The sequence below is a fragment of the Serratia sp. P2ACOL2 genome (assembly GCF_003691565.1).
Lineage (GTDB): Bacteria > Pseudomonadota > Gammaproteobacteria > Enterobacterales > Enterobacteriaceae > Serratia > Serratia liquefaciens.
In genome coordinates, this window is the sequence record NZ_CP033162.1 from 491,244 (window position 1) to 509,952 (window position 18,709).

General features: G+C 56.8%; 15 protein-coding genes. 8 read left to right on the plus strand and 7 right to left on the minus strand.

The features are described 5' to 3' along the window. Positions 1 to 25: 25 nt before the first annotated feature. From carA to kefC, 4 genes are all read left to right on the plus strand, one after another. The gene (gene carA / locus EBA31_RS02385; protein ID WP_122077125.1) at positions 26 to 1,174 is read left to right on the plus strand and encodes a glutamine-hydrolyzing carbamoyl-phosphate synthase small subunit; all 1,149 of its coding nucleotides are present in this window, start codon (positions 26 to 28) and stop codon (positions 1,172 to 1,174) included. 16 nt (positions 1,175 to 1,190) lie between these two features. Continuing rightward, positions 1,191 to 4,415, plus strand: a complete 3,225-nt coding sequence (gene carB, locus EBA31_RS02390) for a carbamoyl-phosphate synthase large subunit (RefSeq protein ID WP_044554139.1) — start codon at positions 1,191 to 1,193, stop codon at positions 4,413 to 4,415. A gap of 184 nt (positions 4,416 to 4,599) precedes the next feature. Further along, the gene (kefF, locus tag EBA31_RS02395) at positions 4,600 to 5,157 is read left to right on the plus strand and encodes a glutathione-regulated potassium-efflux system oxidoreductase KefF (RefSeq protein ID WP_020825168.1); all 558 of its coding nucleotides are present in this window, start codon (positions 4,600 to 4,602) and stop codon (positions 5,155 to 5,157) included. Beyond that, positions 5,150 to 7,003, plus strand: a complete 1,854-nt coding sequence (gene kefC / locus EBA31_RS02400; protein ID WP_020825169.1) for a glutathione-regulated potassium-efflux system protein KefC — start codon at positions 5,150 to 5,152, stop codon at positions 7,001 to 7,003. The genes kefF and kefC overlap by 8 nt, the downstream gene beginning before the upstream one ends. Before the next feature lie 43 nt (positions 7,004 to 7,046). Here kefC and EBA31_RS02405 read toward each other — a convergent pair whose 3' ends face one another. Further along, positions 7,047 to 7,661: a LysE family translocator gene (locus EBA31_RS02405; protein WP_020825170.1), complete on the minus strand. Its 615-nt coding sequence runs from the start codon at positions 7,659 to 7,661 to the stop codon at positions 7,047 to 7,049. Positions 7,662 to 7,790: 129 nt separating this feature from the next. Between EBA31_RS02405 and EBA31_RS02410 the strand changes: the two genes are divergently transcribed. From EBA31_RS02410 to EBA31_RS02425, 4 genes are all read left to right on the plus strand, one after another. Then, entirely contained in the window at positions 7,791 to 8,591 is an 801-nt protein-coding gene (locus EBA31_RS02410) for a threonine/serine exporter ThrE family protein (protein WP_122077128.1), read from the plus strand. Then, positions 8,588 to 9,052 carry a threonine/serine exporter gene (locus tag EBA31_RS02415; protein WP_020825172.1) on the plus strand — a complete coding sequence of 155 codons (465 nt, stop codon included), beginning with the start codon at positions 8,588 to 8,590 and terminating at the stop codon, positions 9,050 to 9,052. Before EBA31_RS02410 ends, EBA31_RS02415 begins: the two co-directional genes overlap by 4 nt. A gap of 143 nt (positions 9,053 to 9,195) precedes the next feature. After that, a complete protein-coding gene (folA, locus tag EBA31_RS02420; RefSeq protein ID WP_020825173.1) occupies positions 9,196 to 9,678 on the plus strand; it encodes a type 3 dihydrofolate reductase in 483 nt (160 codons plus the stop codon). Between the two features lie 194 nt (positions 9,679 to 9,872). Then, entirely contained in the window at positions 9,873 to 11,762 is a 1,890-nt protein-coding gene (locus EBA31_RS02425; protein ID WP_122077131.1) for a PhoX family phosphatase, read from the plus strand. Between the two features lie 39 nt (positions 11,763 to 11,801). Here EBA31_RS02425 and apaH read toward each other — a convergent pair whose 3' ends face one another. The 6 genes from apaH to lptD form a co-directional block, all read right to left on the minus strand. Continuing rightward, positions 11,802 to 12,653 carry a bis(5'-nucleosyl)-tetraphosphatase (symmetrical) ApaH gene (apaH, locus tag EBA31_RS02430; RefSeq protein WP_116691303.1) on the minus strand — a complete coding sequence of 284 codons (852 nt, stop codon included), beginning with the start codon at positions 12,651 to 12,653 and terminating at the stop codon, positions 11,802 to 11,804. 2 nt (positions 12,654 to 12,655) lie between these two features. Further along, positions 12,656 to 13,033 carry a Co2+/Mg2+ efflux protein ApaG gene (apaG, locus tag EBA31_RS02435; RefSeq protein WP_012005174.1) on the minus strand — a complete coding sequence of 126 codons (378 nt, stop codon included), beginning with the start codon at positions 13,031 to 13,033 and terminating at the stop codon, positions 12,656 to 12,658. 12 nt (positions 13,034 to 13,045) lie between these two features. Next, positions 13,046 to 13,864, minus strand: coding sequence for a 16S rRNA (adenine(1518)-N(6)/adenine(1519)-N(6))-dimethyltransferase RsmA (rsmA, locus tag EBA31_RS02440; RefSeq protein ID WP_020825176.1), 819 nt, complete (start codon positions 13,862 to 13,864; stop codon positions 13,046 to 13,048). Then, positions 13,857 to 14,849: a 4-hydroxythreonine-4-phosphate dehydrogenase PdxA gene (gene pdxA / locus EBA31_RS02445; RefSeq protein WP_122077135.1), complete on the minus strand. Its 993-nt coding sequence runs from the start codon at positions 14,847 to 14,849 to the stop codon at positions 13,857 to 13,859. Before pdxA ends, rsmA begins: the two co-directional genes overlap by 8 nt. Further along, positions 14,836 to 16,134, minus strand: a complete 1,299-nt coding sequence (gene surA / locus EBA31_RS02450; protein ID WP_041414190.1) for a peptidylprolyl isomerase SurA — start codon at positions 16,132 to 16,134, stop codon at positions 14,836 to 14,838. Before surA ends, pdxA begins: the two co-directional genes overlap by 14 nt. A 65-nt stretch (positions 16,135 to 16,199) precedes the next feature. Next, a complete protein-coding gene (gene lptD, locus EBA31_RS02455) occupies positions 16,200 to 18,563 on the minus strand; it encodes an LPS assembly protein LptD (RefSeq protein WP_122077138.1) in 2,364 nt (787 codons plus the stop codon). Between the last annotated feature and the right edge of the window lie 146 nt (positions 18,564 to 18,709).

Below are 18,709 nucleotides of genomic sequence, written 5' to 3' on the forward strand. Positions count from 1 at the left end.
GATTGATTATTCCTTGGAGGGTGTTTTGATTAAGTCAGCGCTATTGGTTCTCGAAGACGGAACCCAATTCCACGGTCGGGCCATCGGGGCAGAGGGTACGGCAGTGGGGGAAGTGGTCTTCAATACGTCGATGACCGGTTATCAAGAAATCCTCACTGATCCTTCCTACTCCCGCCAGATCGTTACTCTTACTTATCCTCATATCGGCAATGTCGGCACCAATACTTCCGACGAAGAATCCTCCGCTGTACACGCCCAAGGCCTCGTCATTCGCGACCTCCCACTGATTGCCAGCAACTATCGCAACGAAGAAGGCCTGTCTGACTACCTGAAGCGTCACAACATCGTGGCGATTGCCGATATCGATACCCGCAAGCTGACCCGCCTGCTGCGCGAGAAAGGGGCACAGAACGGTTGCATCATCGCCGCCGACACGCCGGATGCCGCCTTGGCGTTAGCGAAGGCCAAAGCCTTCCCGGGCCTGAAAGGCATGGATCTGGCGAAAGAAGTTACCACCCAGGAAGCCTACAGCTGGCAGCAGGGCAGTTGGACGCTTGAAGGCGACCTGCCGGAAGCCAAACCGGCCTCTGAGCTGCCGTTCCACGTGGTGGCCTATGACTACGGCGCCAAGCGCAACATTCTGCGTATGCTGGTGGATCGCGGCTGCCGCCTGACGGTGGTGCCGGCACAGACCCCGGCGGATGAAGTCTTGAAGATGGATCCGGACGGTATTTTCCTGTCCAACGGCCCGGGTGACCCGGAGCCATGCGATTACGCCATCGCCGCCATCAAGCAGTTCCTGACAACCGATATCCCGGTGTTTGGCATCTGCCTCGGCCATCAGTTGCTGGCTCTGGCCAGCGGTGCAAAAACCGTGAAGATGAAGCTTGGCCACCACGGCGGCAACCACCCGGTAAAAGATCTGGATAACGACTGCGTCATGATCACCGCGCAGAACCATGGTTTTGCGGTAGACGAAAACAACCTGCCGGCCGAACTGCGCGTCACGCACAAATCCTTGTTTGACCACACGGTGCAGGGCATTCACCGCACCGATAAAGCAGCGTTCAGCTTCCAGGGCCACCCTGAAGCCAGCCCGGGCCCACACGACGCCGCGCCGCTGTTCGATCACTTTATCGAACTGATTGAGACTTACCGTTCTAACGCCAAATAATCAGGAGCAGTAAAAAATGCCAAAACGTACAGACATAAAAAGCATCCTGATCCTCGGCGCTGGCCCGATTGTTATCGGCCAGGCGTGTGAGTTCGACTACTCGGGTGCCCAGGCGTGTAAAGCGCTGCGCGAAGAGGGTTACCGCGTTATTCTGGTCAACTCCAACCCGGCCACCATCATGACCGACCCGGAAATGGCGGATGCGACCTACATCGAGCCTATCCACTGGGAAGTGGTGCGTAAAATCATCGAAAAAGAGCGTCCGGATGCCGTGCTGCCGACCATGGGCGGCCAGACCGCACTGAACTGCGCGCTGGAGCTGGAACGTCAGGGCGTGCTGGCCGAGTTCGGCGTGACCATGATTGGCGCTACCGCTGACGCGATCGACAAAGCAGAAGACCGTCGTCGCTTCGACGTGGCGATGAAAAAAATCGGCCTGGACACCGCGCGCTCCGGTATTGCGCACAATATGGAAGAAGCGCTGGCGGTGGCCGCTGACGTCGGCTTCCCGTGCATTATCCGTCCTTCCTTTACCATGGGTGGCACCGGTGGCGGCATCGCCTACAACCGCGAAGAGTTCGAAGAGATCTGCGAGCGTGGTCTGGACCTGTCTCCAACCAAAGAGCTGTTGATTGACGAGTCGCTGATCGGCTGGAAAGAGTACGAGATGGAGGTGGTGCGCGATAAGAACGATAACTGCATCATCGTCTGTTCGATCGAAAACTTCGATGCCATGGGTATCCATACCGGCGACTCCATCACCGTAGCACCGGCGCAAACCCTGACCGACAAAGAATACCAAATCATGCGTAACGCCTCGATGGCGGTACTGCGTGAAATCGGCGTGGAAACCGGTGGTTCCAACGTGCAGTTCTCGGTTAACCCGAAAACCGGCCGTTTGATCGTCATCGAAATGAACCCGCGCGTATCCCGCTCTTCGGCGCTGGCATCTAAAGCCACTGGCTTCCCGATTGCCAAAATCGCCGCCAAACTGGCGGTGGGTTACACCCTCGATGAGCTGATGAACGACATCACAGGTGGCCGTACGCCGGCGTCGTTTGAACCGTCCATCGACTACGTCGTGACCAAGATCCCTCGTTTCAACTTCGAGAAATTTGCCGGTGCCAATGACCGTCTGACTACCCAGATGAAATCCGTCGGCGAAGTGATGGCGATTGGCCGTACCCAGCAAGAGTCACTGCAGAAAGCATTGCGCGGGCTGGAAGTGGGCGCCACCGGTTTTGACCCTAAAGTGAGCCTGGATGACCCGGAAGCACTGACCAAAATCCGTCGTGAGCTGAAAGACGCCGGTTCTGACCGCATCTGGTACATCGCTGACGCCTTCCGCGCCGGCCTGTCCGTTGACGGCGTCTTCAACCTGACTAACGTAGACCGCTGGTTCCTGGTGCAGATTGAAGAGCTGGTGCGTCTGGAAGAGCAGGTTGCCGGTACCGGCATCAACGGCCTGACGAAAGAGTTCCTGCGCACCCTGAAGCGCAAAGGCTTCGCCGATGCGCGTCTGGCCATCTTGGCCGGCGTCGCCGAAAGCGAAATCCGCAAGCTGCGTCATGGCTATGGCCTGCACCCGGTTTACAAGCGCGTGGATACCTGCGCGGCGGAATTCGCCACCGACACCGCTTACATGTACTCCACCTATGAAGAAGAGTGCGAGTCCAACCCGACCAACGACCGTCCGAAAGTGATGGTGCTGGGCGGCGGGCCAAACCGTATCGGCCAGGGTATCGAATTCGACTACTGCTGCGTGCACGCCTCGCTGGCACTGCGCGAAGACGGTTACGAGACCATCATGGTCAACTGTAACCCAGAAACCGTGTCTACTGACTACGACACCTCTGACCGTCTGTACTTCGAGCCGGTAACGTTGGAAGACGTGCTGGAAATCGTGCGCATCGAGAAGCCGAAAGGCGTTATCGTGCAATACGGTGGCCAGACGCCGCTGAAATTGGCGCGCGAGCTGGAAGCCGCAGGCGTACCTATTATCGGCACCAGCCCGGACGCGATTGACCGCGCCGAGGACCGTGAGCGTTTCCAGCAGGCGGTACACCGTCTGGGCCTGAAACAGCCGGCCAACGCCACCGTGGCAACCATTGAGCAGGCGGTAGAGAAAGCGGCCGGGATCGGTTACCCGCTGGTGGTACGTCCTTCTTATGTGTTGGGCGGTCGGGCGATGGAAATCGTTTACGACGAAATCGACCTGCGCCGTTACTTCCAAAACGCAGTCAGCGTCTCCAACGACGCCCCGGTGCTGCTGGACCGCTTCCTGGATGACGCGGTAGAAGTCGATGTCGACGCCATCTGCGACGGCGAACGAGTGCTGATCGGTGGCATCATGGAACACATCGAACAGGCGGGCGTGCACTCCGGTGACTCGGCTTGTTCACTGCCGGCCTACACCCTGAGCAAGGAAATTCAGGATGTGATGCGCCAGCAGGTTGAGAAACTGGCGTTTGAGCTGCAGGTGCGCGGTTTGATGAACGTGCAGTTCGCCGTGAAAAACAATGAAGTTTACCTGATTGAAGTCAACCCACGCGCCGCGCGTACCGTGCCGTTTGTCTCCAAGGCTACCGGCGTGCCGTTGGCCAAAGTGGCTGCGCGCGTGATGGCAGGCAAAACCCTGGCTGAGCAGGGCGTGACGGAAGAAGTCATCCCGCCTTACTACTCGGTAAAAGAAGTGGTGTTGCCGTTCAACAAGTTCCCAGGCGTCGACCCGATTTTAGGGCCGGAAATGCGCTCTACCGGGGAAGTGATGGGCGTGGGTCGTACCTTCGCCGAGGCCTTCTCCAAGGCGATGCTCGGCAGCCAGTCAGGCATGAAAAAACAGGGCCGTGCGCTGCTGTCGGTGCGTGAAGGCGATAAAGCCCGGGTAGTAGATCTGGCGGCAAGCCTGCTGAAACAGGGCTTCGAGCTGGATGCCACTCACGGTACCGCCGTGGTGCTGGGCGAAGCGGGGATTAACCCACGCCTGGTCAACAAGGTGCATGAAGGCCGTCCGCACATTCAGGACCGTATCAAGAATGGCGAATACACCTACATCGTCAACACCACCGCCGGTCGCCAGGCGATTGAGGACTCCAAACTGATCCGTCGTAGCGCATTGCAGTACAAGGTGCATTACGATACGACCCTGAACGGCGGCTTTGCCACCGCGATGGCGCTAAAAGCGGATCCGACCGAACAGGTGACATCGGTGCAGGAGTTGCACGCGCGTATCACCAAGTAATTCGATGATGCCGTAAGAGCCAGGGCGCTGCAGTTCATTGCAGCGCCCTTATTTTTTTAACTTGTTCAGTGAATTTGTTGTCGTGAATTAGAAATTTCCGCTATCAATCATTCAGCAAACTGTCACTCTGTGTGATTGGTATATGCTTGATGTATTGGCATGGAACGAAGGAACGACGACAACAATGATTCTGATTATTTACGCCCATCCCTATCCCCGGCATTCGCATGCCAATCACCGCCTGCTGCAGGCCGTGAAGGATATTCCCGAGGTGGAGGTACGCTCGCTGTATGAGCTGTATCCCGACTTCAACATCGATATCAATGCCGAACAGCGGGCACTGGAGCGCGCCGATCTGGTAGTGCTGCAACATCCGATGCAATGGTACAGCCAACCGCCGCTGCTGAAATTGTGGATCGATAAGGTGCTGGAGCACGGCTGGGCCTATGGTCATGAAGGCAATGCCCTGGTGGGCAAAGATGTGCTGTGGGCAGTGACCAGCGGTGGCGATGAACACCATTTCGAGCTGGGCGATTACCCGAACTTCGCGGCTCTCGGGCAGCCGCTGCAAGCGACGGCGCTGTACTGCGGTATGCATTGGCAACCGTATTTTGCCGTGCATAACACCTTTACCTGCAATGAACCGGCGCTGATTGCGGCAGGGGAAGCCTACCGTCAACGGCTGGTAGCCTATCTGATGGAACACGGTGAACCCGCCGAGCAGGGAGTTGAGCATGGATAATCACCAGATGATGATTGAGGGGCTGATCTATTTGGGATCGGCCGCGTTGTTTGTGCCGATTGCGGTGCGGCTCGGGCTGGGCTCGGTGTTGGGCTACCTGATTGCCGGCTGCATTATTGGCCCCTGGGGGCTGAAGCTGGTCTCCGATGCCGAATCGATCCTCACCTTTGCCGAAATCGGCGTGGTGCTGATGCTGTTTATCATCGGCCTGGAGTTGGATCCGAAACGGCTGTGGACGCTGCGCGCCTCGGTATTTGGCGGTGGCATTATTCAGATGGCAGCATGCGGATTGGCGCTGAGCGCCTTTTGCTACTTCCTCGGATTGAACTGGAAGGTGGCGCTGCTGATTGGCCTGACGCTGGCGTTGTCATCCACCGCCATCGCCATGCAGGCCATGAGCGAACGTAACCTGACGCCGTCGCCGATTGGTCGTAGTGCGTTTGCGGCACTGCTGTTCCAGGATATCGCGGCGATCCCCCTGGTGGCGATGATCCCACTGCTGGCCAGCAGCGGTGCCACGACTACGTTAGCGGCGTTTTCCCTGTCAGCGGCCAAAGTAGTGGGTGCGCTGGCAATAGTGGTACTGCTGGGGCGCTATGTGACCCGGCCGCTGCTGCATTTTGTCGCGCGATCGGGCATGCGTGAGGTTTTCAGCGCCGTGGCGCTGTTCCTGGTGTTCGGCTTTGGCATTCTGCTGGAAATGGCCGGGCTGTCGATGGCGATGGGCGCCTTCCTCGCCGGGGTGCTGCTGGCGAGCTCTGAATACCGCCATGCGCTGGAAAGCGATATTCAGCCGTTCAAGGGGCTGCTGCTCGGGCTATTCTTTATCGGCGTTGGCATGTCGATCGACTTCGGTACCTTGTTCCATCACCCGCTGCTGATCGCCTCACTGCTGCTGGGCTTTATGCTGATCAAGGCGGCGCTGCTGTGGCTGATTGGCCCCTGGCTTGGGGTGCCGAAGCGTCAACGCGGCATGTTCGCGATCCTGCTGGGTCAGGGCAGTGAGTTTGCCTTCGTGATCTTCGGCGCCGCTCAACTGGCCGGAGTATTGCCGCCAGATTGGGCCAAATCATTGACGCTGGCGGTTGCCCTGTCGATGGCGGCGACGCCGCTGCTGCTGGTAGTGGCAACACGGCTCGAGAAAAATACGCCGAAAGACGAACGCCCGGCGGATGTGATTGATGAAGAGAATGCCAGCGTGATCATCGCCGGGTTTGGTCGTTTCGGTCAGATAGCCGGCCGTTTACTGCTGGCCAATGGCGTACATACCGTGGTGTTGGATCACGATCCTGACCATATTGAAACGCTGCGCAAGTTCGATACCAAGGTGTTTTATGGTGATGCCACCCGCGCCGATCTGCTGGAGGCCGCCGGTGCCGAGCACGCCAAGGTGTTGATCAACGCCATCGACGACGTGGAGGCTAACCTGCAACTGACCGAGTTGGCCAAACGGCACTTCCCGCACCTGAAAGTGGTAGCGCGCGCGCGTGATGTCGATCACTGGTATCAGCTGCGTCAGTTAGGTGTGGAAAAGCCGGAGCGGGAAACCTTTGAAAGTTCGCTACGCATTGGTCGTGAGACGCTGGAGTTGCTGGGGCTGGACGCCTACGAGGCGCGGGAAAAAGCGGATACGTTCCGCCGCTATAACCTGAAAATGCTGGAAGACACGCTGGATAATTATCAGGATACCGAATTCCGCGTTGCCAGCCTGCAGCGGGCGAAAGAAATGCTCAGCGCGGCCATCGAACAGGATCAGGACCGGTTGGCGCGAGTTCCGCAGAGTGGTTGGCGTGGCAGTATTGATGGCAAAGCGCCGGAAGATGAAGTGGTGGAAGCCAAGGGATAAGCCTAATGGGCGCAGCCGTCGGGCTGCGCCCACGATGGCCGAATTAACTCAGCGCCACCTTGATACCCAGAGCAATCAGCATCCCGCCCAGCAGCTTATCCACCACCTTTTGCGTTTTCTCCAGGCCACGACGCACCGGTCCGCTTTGGATCAGGAACACCAGAACTGGCCACCAGAGAGCAGACAGGCCAAGGATAATTCCCGCATACCACAGCTTTTCGCCCAACCCTGAGTCGATTTGCAGCACCTGGGTGAATACCGCCAGGAAGAACAGCGTAGCTTTTGGGTTGAGCAAATTGCACAGATAGCCCTGTACAAAGGCGCTTTTCAGGCTTGTTTGCTGCGGCGGCAGGTTACTGACGTTCATCTTGCTGCCGCTGCGCGACAGCAGTGCCTGAATGCCGACCCAAATCAGGTAGACCGCACCGGCGTATTTCAGCACGTTGAACAGCCATGGCGTGGTGGTGATCACGACCGCCAGCCCGGCGACGCAGTAAGACATGTGAGTGGCGACGCCGCAGATCACGCCGAAAGCCGTCATCATCGCGGCCAGACGCGGGTAGCGGGCGGCGTTCTTGATCACCAGGAAAAAGTCCGGGCCGGGTGACAGCATGCCCAAGGTGGCGATACCAGCAACGAACAGCGAAGTTTCAAGCATGATTTGACTCTCTGCACAAAAGGCGTAATGGAGGCGATAATAACGCCACGTCCCCTGATACGCATCAACCAAATGAGGTAATGTTTGGCAATATGATGAATATTCACTCAGGGATCTCGACGGGGCCTCATGTATCAGACAACCCATATAGACCAGCCGGAAGCGCAGCGACAGCAGCGTGAAATTACCCGCCTGTGCATTCAGTGCGCTTTACTGTTGCTGCAGCACGGTGCCGAGAGCACGGTGGTGGAGCAGTTATCGACCCGATTGGGGATAGCGCTGGGGATGGACAGCGTTGAAAGTTCGATCTCGGCCAATGCGGTGGTGCTGACCACCATCAGCCACGGTGAGTGTCTGACCACCACGCGCAAGAACGTCGATCGCGGCATCAATATGCAGATGGTGACGGAGGTGCAGCACATCGTTATTTTGGCAGAGCATCGGCTGGCGGATGTGTATGACGTTGCCCGGCGCTTCGACAAGATCCGCCCTTTGCGTTATCCACGCTGGCTGGTGGTATTGATGGTGGCGCTGTCATGCGGTTGTTTCAGCGTGCTGAACGGCGGCGATCAAAAGGCCTTTGCCGTCACCTTTATTGCCAGCGGCCTGGCTATGTCGGTGCGTCAGGTGCTGACCGCACGCCACATGAATCCCTTGATTAACTTTTGCCTGACGGCCTTTGTCGCGACCTCGGTTTCCGGGCTGTTGCTGCGGCTGCCGCTGTTTAACGAAACCTCCACCGTGGCGATGGCCGCCAGCGTATTGCTGCTGGTGCCCGGTTTCCCGCTGATTAACGCGGTGGCCGACATGTTCAAGGGCCACGTCAATACCGGTTTGGCGCGCTGGGCGATGGCCAGTCTGCTGACGCTGGCTACCTGTATCGGCGTGGTGATGGCGATGTCGCTGTGGGATCTGCGGGGGTGGTCATGAGTCTGCTCTGGGCCTTATTGCAGGATATGCTGCTGGCGGCGGTGCCGGCGTTGGGTTTCGCCATGGTGTTCAACGTGCCGCTGCGCGCACTGCGCTATTGTGCGCTGTTGGGGGCGATTGGCCACGGCTCCCGCATGCTGATGATGCATGTGGGGATGAATATTGAATGGTCATCGCTGCTGGCGGCGATCCTGATTGGCATCATCGGTATTTATTGGTCGCGCTGGCTGTTGGCGCATCCGAAGGTGTTTACCGTGGCGGCAGTGATCCCGATGTTCCCCGGTATCTCGGCCTATACCGCGATGATCAGCGTGGTGGAGATTTCGCATCTGGGTTACAGCGAGGCGCTGATGGCCACCATGATGACCAACTTCCTCAAAGCCTGCTTTATCGTGGGGGCATTATCGATTGGGCTGTCATTACCTGGGCTGTGGTTATACCGCAAACGTCCCGGCGTTTAAGGATCATGGGCCAAAAATTGTTGGGCATTAGATATACTGATAAGAGCTATCTTATATATTCATATTGCTTGATTAGCCTATCGACGACCGTTGGGGCTTTACGTATAGTGTGAGCAATTTTGCTGCCTACACAGGGTTTAACAATGATTATCAGCCTGATCGCTGCCTTGGCGGCGGATCGCGTTATTGGCATGGAAAACGCCATGCCTTGGCACCTGCCGGCGGACCTCGCGTGGTTTAAACGTAACACGCTGAATAAACCGGTTATTATGGGCCGTAAAACTTTCGAGTCTATTGGTCGTCCGTTACCGGGCCGCCATAACATCGTGTTGAGCAGCCGTCCTGGCACCGACGCCGGGGTGACCTGGGCGACTTCGCTGGACGAAGCGCTGGCCGCAGCCGGTGATGTGGAAGAAGTGATGGTGATGGGCGGCGGGCGTATTTACACCCAGTTCCTGGCACGCGCTAACCGTATGTACCTGACGCATATCGATGCCGAAGTCGGCGGTGACACCCATTTCCCAGACTATGAGCCGGACGAATGGGAAACCTCGTTCAGCGAGTTCCACGATGCCGACGAGTTGAATTCTCACAGCTATTGTTTCGAGATCCTGGAACGCCGTTAATGGCCGGCGATTAACCGTATCCTTCTGAGGGCGCAAGTGATTGCGCCCTTTGTCTTTTTACCACCCACCTCTCCCTGACTTTTCGTTGTAACATTTTCGTCACACTTCCTGATTAGTATGAAGCCCAACTCTGAGCGCCCCGGCAACTCTGGTGAATCTCGATCGCGGCGCCATATTAAAAAGGAAATAAACCTATGACGACCAAAATTGAGCAATTAGATGCCGATCGCCTGACCGATCCCACTCGCCGTAAACTGTTGCTGGGCAGCGCCGGTGCCGTTGGCCTGGCCGGTTTCCTCGGCGGCGGTATTTGGACGGTTTCCGCTCAGGCTCTGGCGGAAGATTTGCCACCGAACAAGCTGCTGGGCTTTAAAGGGATTGCCGCTTCCACCGCTGATGAGGTGGCGATTGCGCCAGGGTATCGCGCCGAGGTGCTGATCTCCTGGGGTGAGCCGCTGGTTGAGGGAGCTGCCGCTTTCGACCCACAGGGCAACAACAGCGCTGCCGATCAGGAAAAGCAATTCGGCGATAATAATGACGGTATGAGCTTCTTCCCGATTGATGACAATCACGGCGTGATGGCCATCAACAACGAATACGTCAACGAGCAATACCTGTTTGCTCATGGCGGCACCAAAGCCACTAGTCTTGAAGACGTGCGCAAGTCACAGGCTGCCCATGGCGTTTCTATCGTGGCGGTACGCCGTGTGGGTGATAGCCAACGTTGGGAGGTCGAGCGCCCATCGCGTTATAACCGCCGGATCACCGCCAACACCGAGATGCAATTCAGCGGCCCGGCTGCCGGGCACGCGCTGCTGCAAACGGCGGCGGATCCTGGCGGCCGCAAGGTATTGGGTACCTTCGGTAACTGCGCCAACGGGAAAACCCCTTGGGGCACTTACCTGACCTGCGAAGAGAATTTCGATACCTATTTCGGCACTCATCAGGCTGACTACAAGACCACGGCGGACCAAAAGCGCTATACGTTGAAAGTCAGCGAACCTGAACGTAACTGGCCGGATTACGATGAACGCTTTGACGTGGCGAAGAACCCTAATGAATTCAATCGTCATGGCTGGATCGTCGAAATCGACCCGATGAACCCTGGCTCAACGCCAATCAAACATACCGCGCTGGGCCGCTTCAAACATGAAAATGCGGCGGTGACCGTCGCCAAGGATGGTCGCCTAGTGGTCTACATGGGTGACGATGAGCGTGGTGAGCACATCTATAAATACGTATCCAAAGGCGTGGTTGACGTGGCTAACCCGGCCAACAACCGCAGCCTGCTGGACGAAGGCACTTTATATGTGGCGCAGTTTGACGGGGACGCCAACGGCACACCGCTGAAAGGTACCGGGCGCTGGATAGCGCTGGAGTTCGGTAAAAATGGCCTGACGCCGGAAAATGGTTTCCGCGATGAGGCGGAAGTGTTGATCTTCGCCCGCAAGGCTGCGGCGCAGGTGGGGGCTACCAAAATGGACCGGCCGGAATGGATCGCCGTCAATCCACATGATGGGCGCGCCTACTGCACGCTGACCAACAACAGCAAACGTGGTGAAGAAGGCATGCCGTTGAATGCCGCTAACCCGCGACCGAACAATGTCTACGGCCAAATTATCCGTTGGGATGAAGGCGGTGATGCCACTGCTGCGTCATTCAACTGGGATATTTACGCGCTGTGCGGTAACCCGATTGCCCATCCGGAAGGCGTGAATCGCGGCACACCAAATATCACGGCCGACAATACTTTCAACAGTCCGGACGGACTGGGCTTTGATAAGACCGGTCGCCTGTGGATCCTCACCGACGGCAAATACAGCAACAAGGGCGACTATGCCGGACAGGGCAACAACCAAATGCTGGTGGGCGATCCGCAAAGTGGCGAAATCCGCCGCTTTATGGTTGGGCCAAAGTCATGCGAACTGACCGGCATTACCTTTACCCCCGATTACAAGACGATGTTCGTCAACGTACAGCACCCGGGTGAAGAAGGTGATTCTCATTTCCCGAACAATAGCCCGCGTCCGCGCTCATCGGTGTTGATGATTACGCGTGAAGACGGTGGAGTGATTGGGGCTTAAGAAGAAAACAGCGGGGCGGCATTGACCGCCCCGACGGGATTATGACGCGGCCTGCTGGTGTACGCTGTCGGACAGATCGCTGCGATGGGCCGGTTGGGTAAAGTACTGCCGGTCTTCCCAACGCAACATGGTCAAATCGCCCCCCCAGCAACAGCCGGTATCCAGGCCAATAATGCCTTCCGGCGTGCCTTTGCCTTCCAGTGATGCCCAGTGACCGAAAACAATGGTGTAATCGGCGTCGACCAATCGTGGCAAATCAAACCAGGGTTTCAGCGGAGCAGGCGCAGTGCCTGGCGCATCTTTGCAGATCATATCGAGTTGGCCGTTCGGGAAGCAGTAGCGCATGCGCGTCAGGGCATTGGTGCTGAAACGCAAGCGCGCCAGCCCGCTCAGTTCCGGGCTCCAGTTGTTCGGCATGTCACCGTACATGGCGTCGAGGAACAGCGGATAGCTGTCGCTGCTCAGTACGGCTTCCACTTCACGGGCACAGGTTTGCGCAGTTTCAATGTCCCACTGCGGCGTGATGCCGGCGTGCGCCATCACCAGCTTGAGTTGCTCATCGACCTGCAGCACCGGTTGGCGGCGCAGCCAGTTGATCAGCTCATCGGCGTCTGGCGCTTCCAGCAACGACGTAATGCGATCTTTGGGTTTATTGCGGCTGATGCCGGCATAAACGGCCAGCAGATGCAGATCGTGATTGCCCAGCACCATGCGTACTGCCGGTCCGAGTGAGCGCACGTAGCGCAGCACGTCTAGTGAACCGGGGCCACGCGCGACCAGATCGCCGGTCAGCCACAGCTGGTCATGTTGGGGATCGAAGGCAACCTGGGCCAATAGCGACTTGAGTTCATCAAAACAGCCATGAACGTCGCCGATAAGATATGTCGACATAATCAGTGAATCAGCGTTGGAATGGCTAAGCGGAACACGGGAATAGCGGTCTGGAACGGCTGACCCTGATGATCAACCATTTCGTAATGGCCTTCCATGGTACCCAGTGGCGTTTCAAGAATGGCGCCGCTGGTGTATTGGAATTCGCCCCCGGGCGGAATGAGCGGCTGCTCGCCGACCACGCCTTCGCCCTGAACTTCGGTTTGACGGCCATTGCTGTTGGTGATCAACCAGTAACGGCCGAGCAGCTGCACGTTGAAACGCCCCAAATTGCGAATGGTGATGGTATAAGCGAAGACGTAACGTTCTTCCTCAGGTATCGACTGTGATTCCACATAGACACTTTGTACCTGAATACATACGCGAGGCGAATCAATCATGATCACTACTCCTTATTGCTGCGGCGCGGGATTGGCTGAAAGCCAGTTAGCCAGCTTACAGTATTGCGCCACAGAAATATTTTCTGCTCTAAGTACCGGATCGATACCCAATTCCGTCAGTTGCTCCGGAGTGAACAAATCCCCCAGGCTATTGCGGACAGTTTTCCGGCGCTGGTTGAACGCCTGAGTCGTGATGCGGCTCAGCATGCGCACGTCACCCACCGGATTTGGATTCACCTTGTGCGGTACCAGACGTACCACTGCGGAATCCACTTTCGGCGCCGGAGTGAACGAAGTTGGTGGCACTTCCAGCACCGGAATAACGTTGCAGTAGTACTGCGCCATCACGGTTAAACGCCCGTAGGCTTTGCTGTTAGGGCCGGCAACCAGGCGGTTGACCACCTCTTTTTGCAACATAAAGTGCATGTCGCGAATGGCCTGAGTATAGCTGAAAAGGTGGAACATCAGCGGCGTCGAGATGTTGTACGGCAGGTTACCAAATACGCGCAGCGGTTGGCCAGCCTGCTCGGCCATTTCGGCGAAGTTCACCGTCATGGCATCTTGCTGGTGAATGGTCAGCTTGTCTTTCAACTGCGGGTGGTTTGCCAGACGGGCCGCCAGATCGCGGTCCAGCTCAATCACCGTCATGCGGTCCATGCGCGCGCCGACCGGCTCGGTCAGTGCGCCCAGGCCGGGACCGATTTCAACGACCGCTTCACCCGGCATTGGATGAATGGCGGAAACAATGCTATCGATGACAAACTGATCGGTTAAAAAGTTCTGTCCAAAGCGTTTGCGGGCAAAGTGCCCTTGGTGGACTTTATTATTCATTACAATTAATTATCATTTTAATGGCGAGATTCAAGGCCGTTTTGAAACTGCCCGCATCGGCGGTGCCGGTGCCGGCCAGTTCCAGAGCGGTACCGTGGTCGACCGAGGTACGGATAAAAGGCAAACCGAGGGTAATGTTTACCGCCCGGCCGAACCCTTGGTATTTTAGCACCGGCAGGCCCTGATCGTGATACATCGCCAGCACCGCATCCGCATGTTGCAGATACTTGGGCTGGAACAGGGTGTCCGCCGGCAGCGGGCCGATCAGATGAATACCTTCAGTCCGCAGCGCGTCTAGCGCCGGGATGATGGTATCTATCTCTTCGCGTCCCATATGGCCGCCTTCTCCCGCATGCGGGTTCAGTCCGCAGACATATATCTGCGGCTGGGCGATGCCAAATTTGGTTTTCAGATCGTTGTCGAGAATGCGGATGACTTCGAACAGGCTTTGGCGAGTGATGGCACCGGGCACTGCCAGCAAAGGCAGGTGGGTGGTTGCCAGCGCTACGCGCAGCTCTTCGGTCGCCAGCATCATTACCACGCGGTCGCAACCGCTGCGATCGGCAAAAAATTCGGTATGGCCGATAAAGGGCACACCGGCGTCGTTGATCACGCCCTTGTTGACCGGGCCGGTGATCAGCGCAGCAAACTCGCCGTTCAGGCAACCGTCGCAGGCACGCGCCAGCGTTTCCACCACGTAAGCGCTGTTACCGACATTCAGCTCACCAGCCACTACTGGATGAGCAGTCGCAACCGGCAATACCGTCAACGTACCCGCACGCTGTGGTTGAGCAGGGAGCTGTGGCTGATAGGTGCGCAGCTGTAGCGGCAGGTTCAACTGTCGGGCGCGTTCAAGCAACAAGGCCGGATCCGCGCACACCACCAGTTCAACAGGCCAATCCTGTTGCGCCAGCGCTGCCACTAAATCCGGCCCAACCCCGGCAGGCTCGCCGGGGGTGATTACGATACGATTATTGTTGTGCATTACCGTCAAGGATCTTCACGTAAGCCTGAGCACGTTGTTCCTGCATCCAGGTCTGCGCTTCTTCAGCAAACTTGCGGTTGAACAGCATGCGGTAAGCGCGATCTTTTTGCGCCGCATCGGTTTTGTCCACCTGACGCGTATCCAGCAGCTGGATCAGGTGCCAGCCGAAGGAAGAGTGTACCGGTTGGCTGACCTCGCCTTTGCTCAGCTTCATCAACGCGTCGCGGAAGGCCGGATCGTAGATGTCTGGAGAAGCCCAGCCCAGATCGCCGCCCTGCAGTGCAGAACCCGGATCCTGAGAAAGCTGTTTGGCTTCGTCAGCAAACTTGGCGCGACCGCTCTTGATAGCTTCGGCTACCGCCTGCAGCTTGGCACGTGCCTGATCGTCGGTCAGCACCACGGAAGGTTTCAGCAGAATGTGACGAGCATGAACCTCGGTGACAGATACCGACTGGTTGGCGCCACGGATATCATTCACTTTCAGGATGTGGAAGCCGACACCGGAACGGATTGGCCCAACCACGTCGCCTTTTTTGGCATTAACCAGTCTTTCGGCGAACAGGGTAGGGATCTCCTGCAGCTTGCCCCAGCCCATGTTGCCGCCTTTCAGCGCCTGGGAATCGGCAGAGTAGGAGATGGCCAGCTTGCCGAAGTCTGCGCCGCCGTTGATTTCACCCATCAGCTGTTTAGCCAGGGCTTCAGCATCGTCAACCTGCGCCTGTGTCGGGTTCTCCGGCAGCGGGATCAGGATGTGGCTGATGTTCATTTCGGTATCGCTGCCGTTCTGAGCGCCAACCTGAGTCGCCAGTGAGTCCACTTCCTGAGGCAGGATGGTGACGCGGCGGCGAACTTCGTTGTTACGCACTTCGCTGATCAGCATTTCTTTGCGGATCTGCGAACGGTAAGTGTTGTAGTTCAGACCTTCATACGCCAGACGGCTGCGCATCTGATCGATGCTCATTTTGTTCTGTGCGGCGATGTTGCCGATGGCTTTGTCCAGATCGGCATCGGAGACGTTAATCCCCATTTTCTTGGCCATCTGCAGTTGGATGTTATCCATAATCAGACGTTCAAGGATCTGGTGACGCAGGGTCTTGTCATCCGGCAATTGCTGACCGGCCTGCTGCGCATTGAGCTTCACCGACTGCAACAGGGTGTTTACGTCGCTCTCAAGTACCACGCCGTTATCCACGACGGCGGCGACTTTATCCACTTCTTGGGGTGCTGCGAACGCGGTATTGGCACAAACCACCAATCCGAGAATAAGCGTTCTCCAGTTCTTCATACTTTTCCCATTCTGTAATCCGCAAATGCGGGTGAAAGTTCTCGTTTTCAAAGTGTTACAAAGTATCAAAATGCACGCTGGTAAGGCAGTATGCCGGAACGCAACATTTCCGCGGAGCCCAGACTGTGATCGCTGCTCAGGCCACGCAGTTCGATGTTGAATGAAACTTTGTTGTCATAAACGCTGGTATTGTTGCTGTTGTTCCAGTCGGTGATCTTGCGCTCGTAGCCCAAGGTCACTGCCCAGCAGCAGGTGTTGTACTTCAGACCGAGCAACTGATCGGCGGACTGTTGGGCACGGGTGTCGTAGTAATAAGCCCCCACGACGGCCCAGCGATCGGCGATTGGCCAACTGCCGGTGACGCCCACCTGCGAAATACCGTCCTGATAAGCCGGCACCTGTCTGGTGTTCAGTGCCGTCTCAATATACTCCGGCGTAGCGTAACGGTAGTTCAACTGCAATACGCGTTCGGAATCCTGACGGTATTCCACCACGGCGTTACCCAACGAGACGCTATTGAGACGCGTATCATACTGCAGGCCGCCACGCAGGCCCCAACGATCGTCAATCTTCCAATAGGTGTCGCCGGCCCAGGCCAGGCTACCGGTGTCGTCATTGTTGTCGTAATTCGTCGTTTTGTCGCCGGTACGGGAACGGCTGAAGTAGTAGATTTGACCCACGGAAACGTTAAAACGTTCAACCAGCGCATCATCATAAATACGCGAGGTCAAACCGGTCGATACGCGGTTCTGTGAGGCAATGCGATCCAGGCCGCTGTAGGTGCGGTCGCGGAACAAACCGGAGTAGTCGGTTTGCAGCAGCGTGGTGTCGTAGGTGTAGATGTTACTTTGGTCGCGATAGGGTACATACAGGTACTGTACGCGTGGCTCGAGGGTCTGGGTATAGCCTTCGGACCAGTTCATTGGGCGATCGAACACCATCTTGCCGTCGACCTTGAACTGCGGCAACACGCGGTTGACCGAATCTTCGAGATCGGGGGCGTCGCTGCCGGTACGGTTCTTGTAGTTGTTGGCGAAACCGTCAGGAATATCCTGCTGGTAATGGGTCGCCAGCAGCTTGGCTTCGGTATTGATACTGCCCCAACCGTTGGTCAACGGCAGGCTCAGCGTCGGTTCCATATGCAGACGGGTGGCGTCCGGGCTATAGGGGTTGACGCTGATAAACTTGGCGGCCTGACCATAAATGCGGAAATCGAACGGGCCGAGATCCTCTTTATAGTAGTTCAGGTCGAGCTGCGGCTGAACTTTGTAGGAGTCTGAGCTGCTGCGATCGGTATCGTCATAAATCTGGAACTGTTTGGAGCTTAAAGTCGCGTCCCAGTTATCAATGGCGTAGCCGACGCTGAATTTCTGCGTCGCATAACCGTCGGTGGTCGAACCGTATTTGGAATCCAGATCGGTAAAGTATTTGGAGTCGCTGACCTTGGTGTAGTCGACGTTGAAACGCCACACCTGATCCATCACGCCGTTGTGATTCCAGTAGAACAACCAACGCTTACTGTCGTCAGGATTGTCCTTGCTGTATTCCTTGTCGTCCGGCAACCAGTCCAATTCCATCAGGCCCAGACCCGGCTGCACCAGGTAGCGGAATTCGTTCTGTAACTGCAGGCCACGTTTGGACATGTAATGCGGGGTGATAGTGGCGTCGAAGTTCGGCGCAATGTTCCAGTAATACGGCAGCATGAACTCAAAGCCATTGCTGCTGCCATATTTTGCGTTCGGGATCAGGAAGCCGGAACGACGCTTATCACCGACCGGCAATTGCAGGTACGGGCTGTAGAATACCGGTACACCGCCAATTTTGAAGCGGGCGTTCCAGATTTCAGCGACTTGCTCTTCGCGGTCGTGGATCACCTCGGAACCGACTACGCTCCAGCTGTTATCACCCGGCAAACAGGAGGTAAAGGTCCCGTTTTCCAAAATGGTGTAACGGTTGGCGCCGCGCATCTTCATTTTGTCGGCGTCGCCACGTCCCTGACGGCCCACCATTTGGTAGTCGCCTTCATAGACGTCGGTATCTTTATTATTCAGGTTCGACCAGGCTTTCGGGCCTTTCAACTTGATCTGGTTGTCGCTGTAGTGCACGTCACCCGTAGCGGTCACGGTGCGAACCGGTTCGGTTTGCCCCGCGTCTTGCGTCTGGTTCAGTTCAACCTGTTTGGCGGTCAGGGTGCTGTTGCCTTGTTCAATATTCACGTTGCCGGTGAACAGCGCGCTTTTCGGATAGTCCGCGCGTGAATCATCGGCGTGAATGGTGACAGGCAGGCTGTTAGGATCGCCGCTGACCAGCGGTTTGTCATAAACAGGAACGCCAAGCATACATTGCTCGGCCAGGTCAGCCAGCGCGTGCTGACTGTAGAGTGCCGTCCAAATCAGTGTGGCCAGCAGTGTTGGGAAACTTTTTTTCATACGCGGTTTTGGTGTTCCGTCATCAGAGGCGTCATGTCCGGCAAACGGTCAGAGACTATATCACTCATCTGCGTTGCGCTAGTGTTAAATCCGGCCGTTTACTTGCGTCGTCGATAGGCGCAAAGATAAATGACAGGTATGATAAT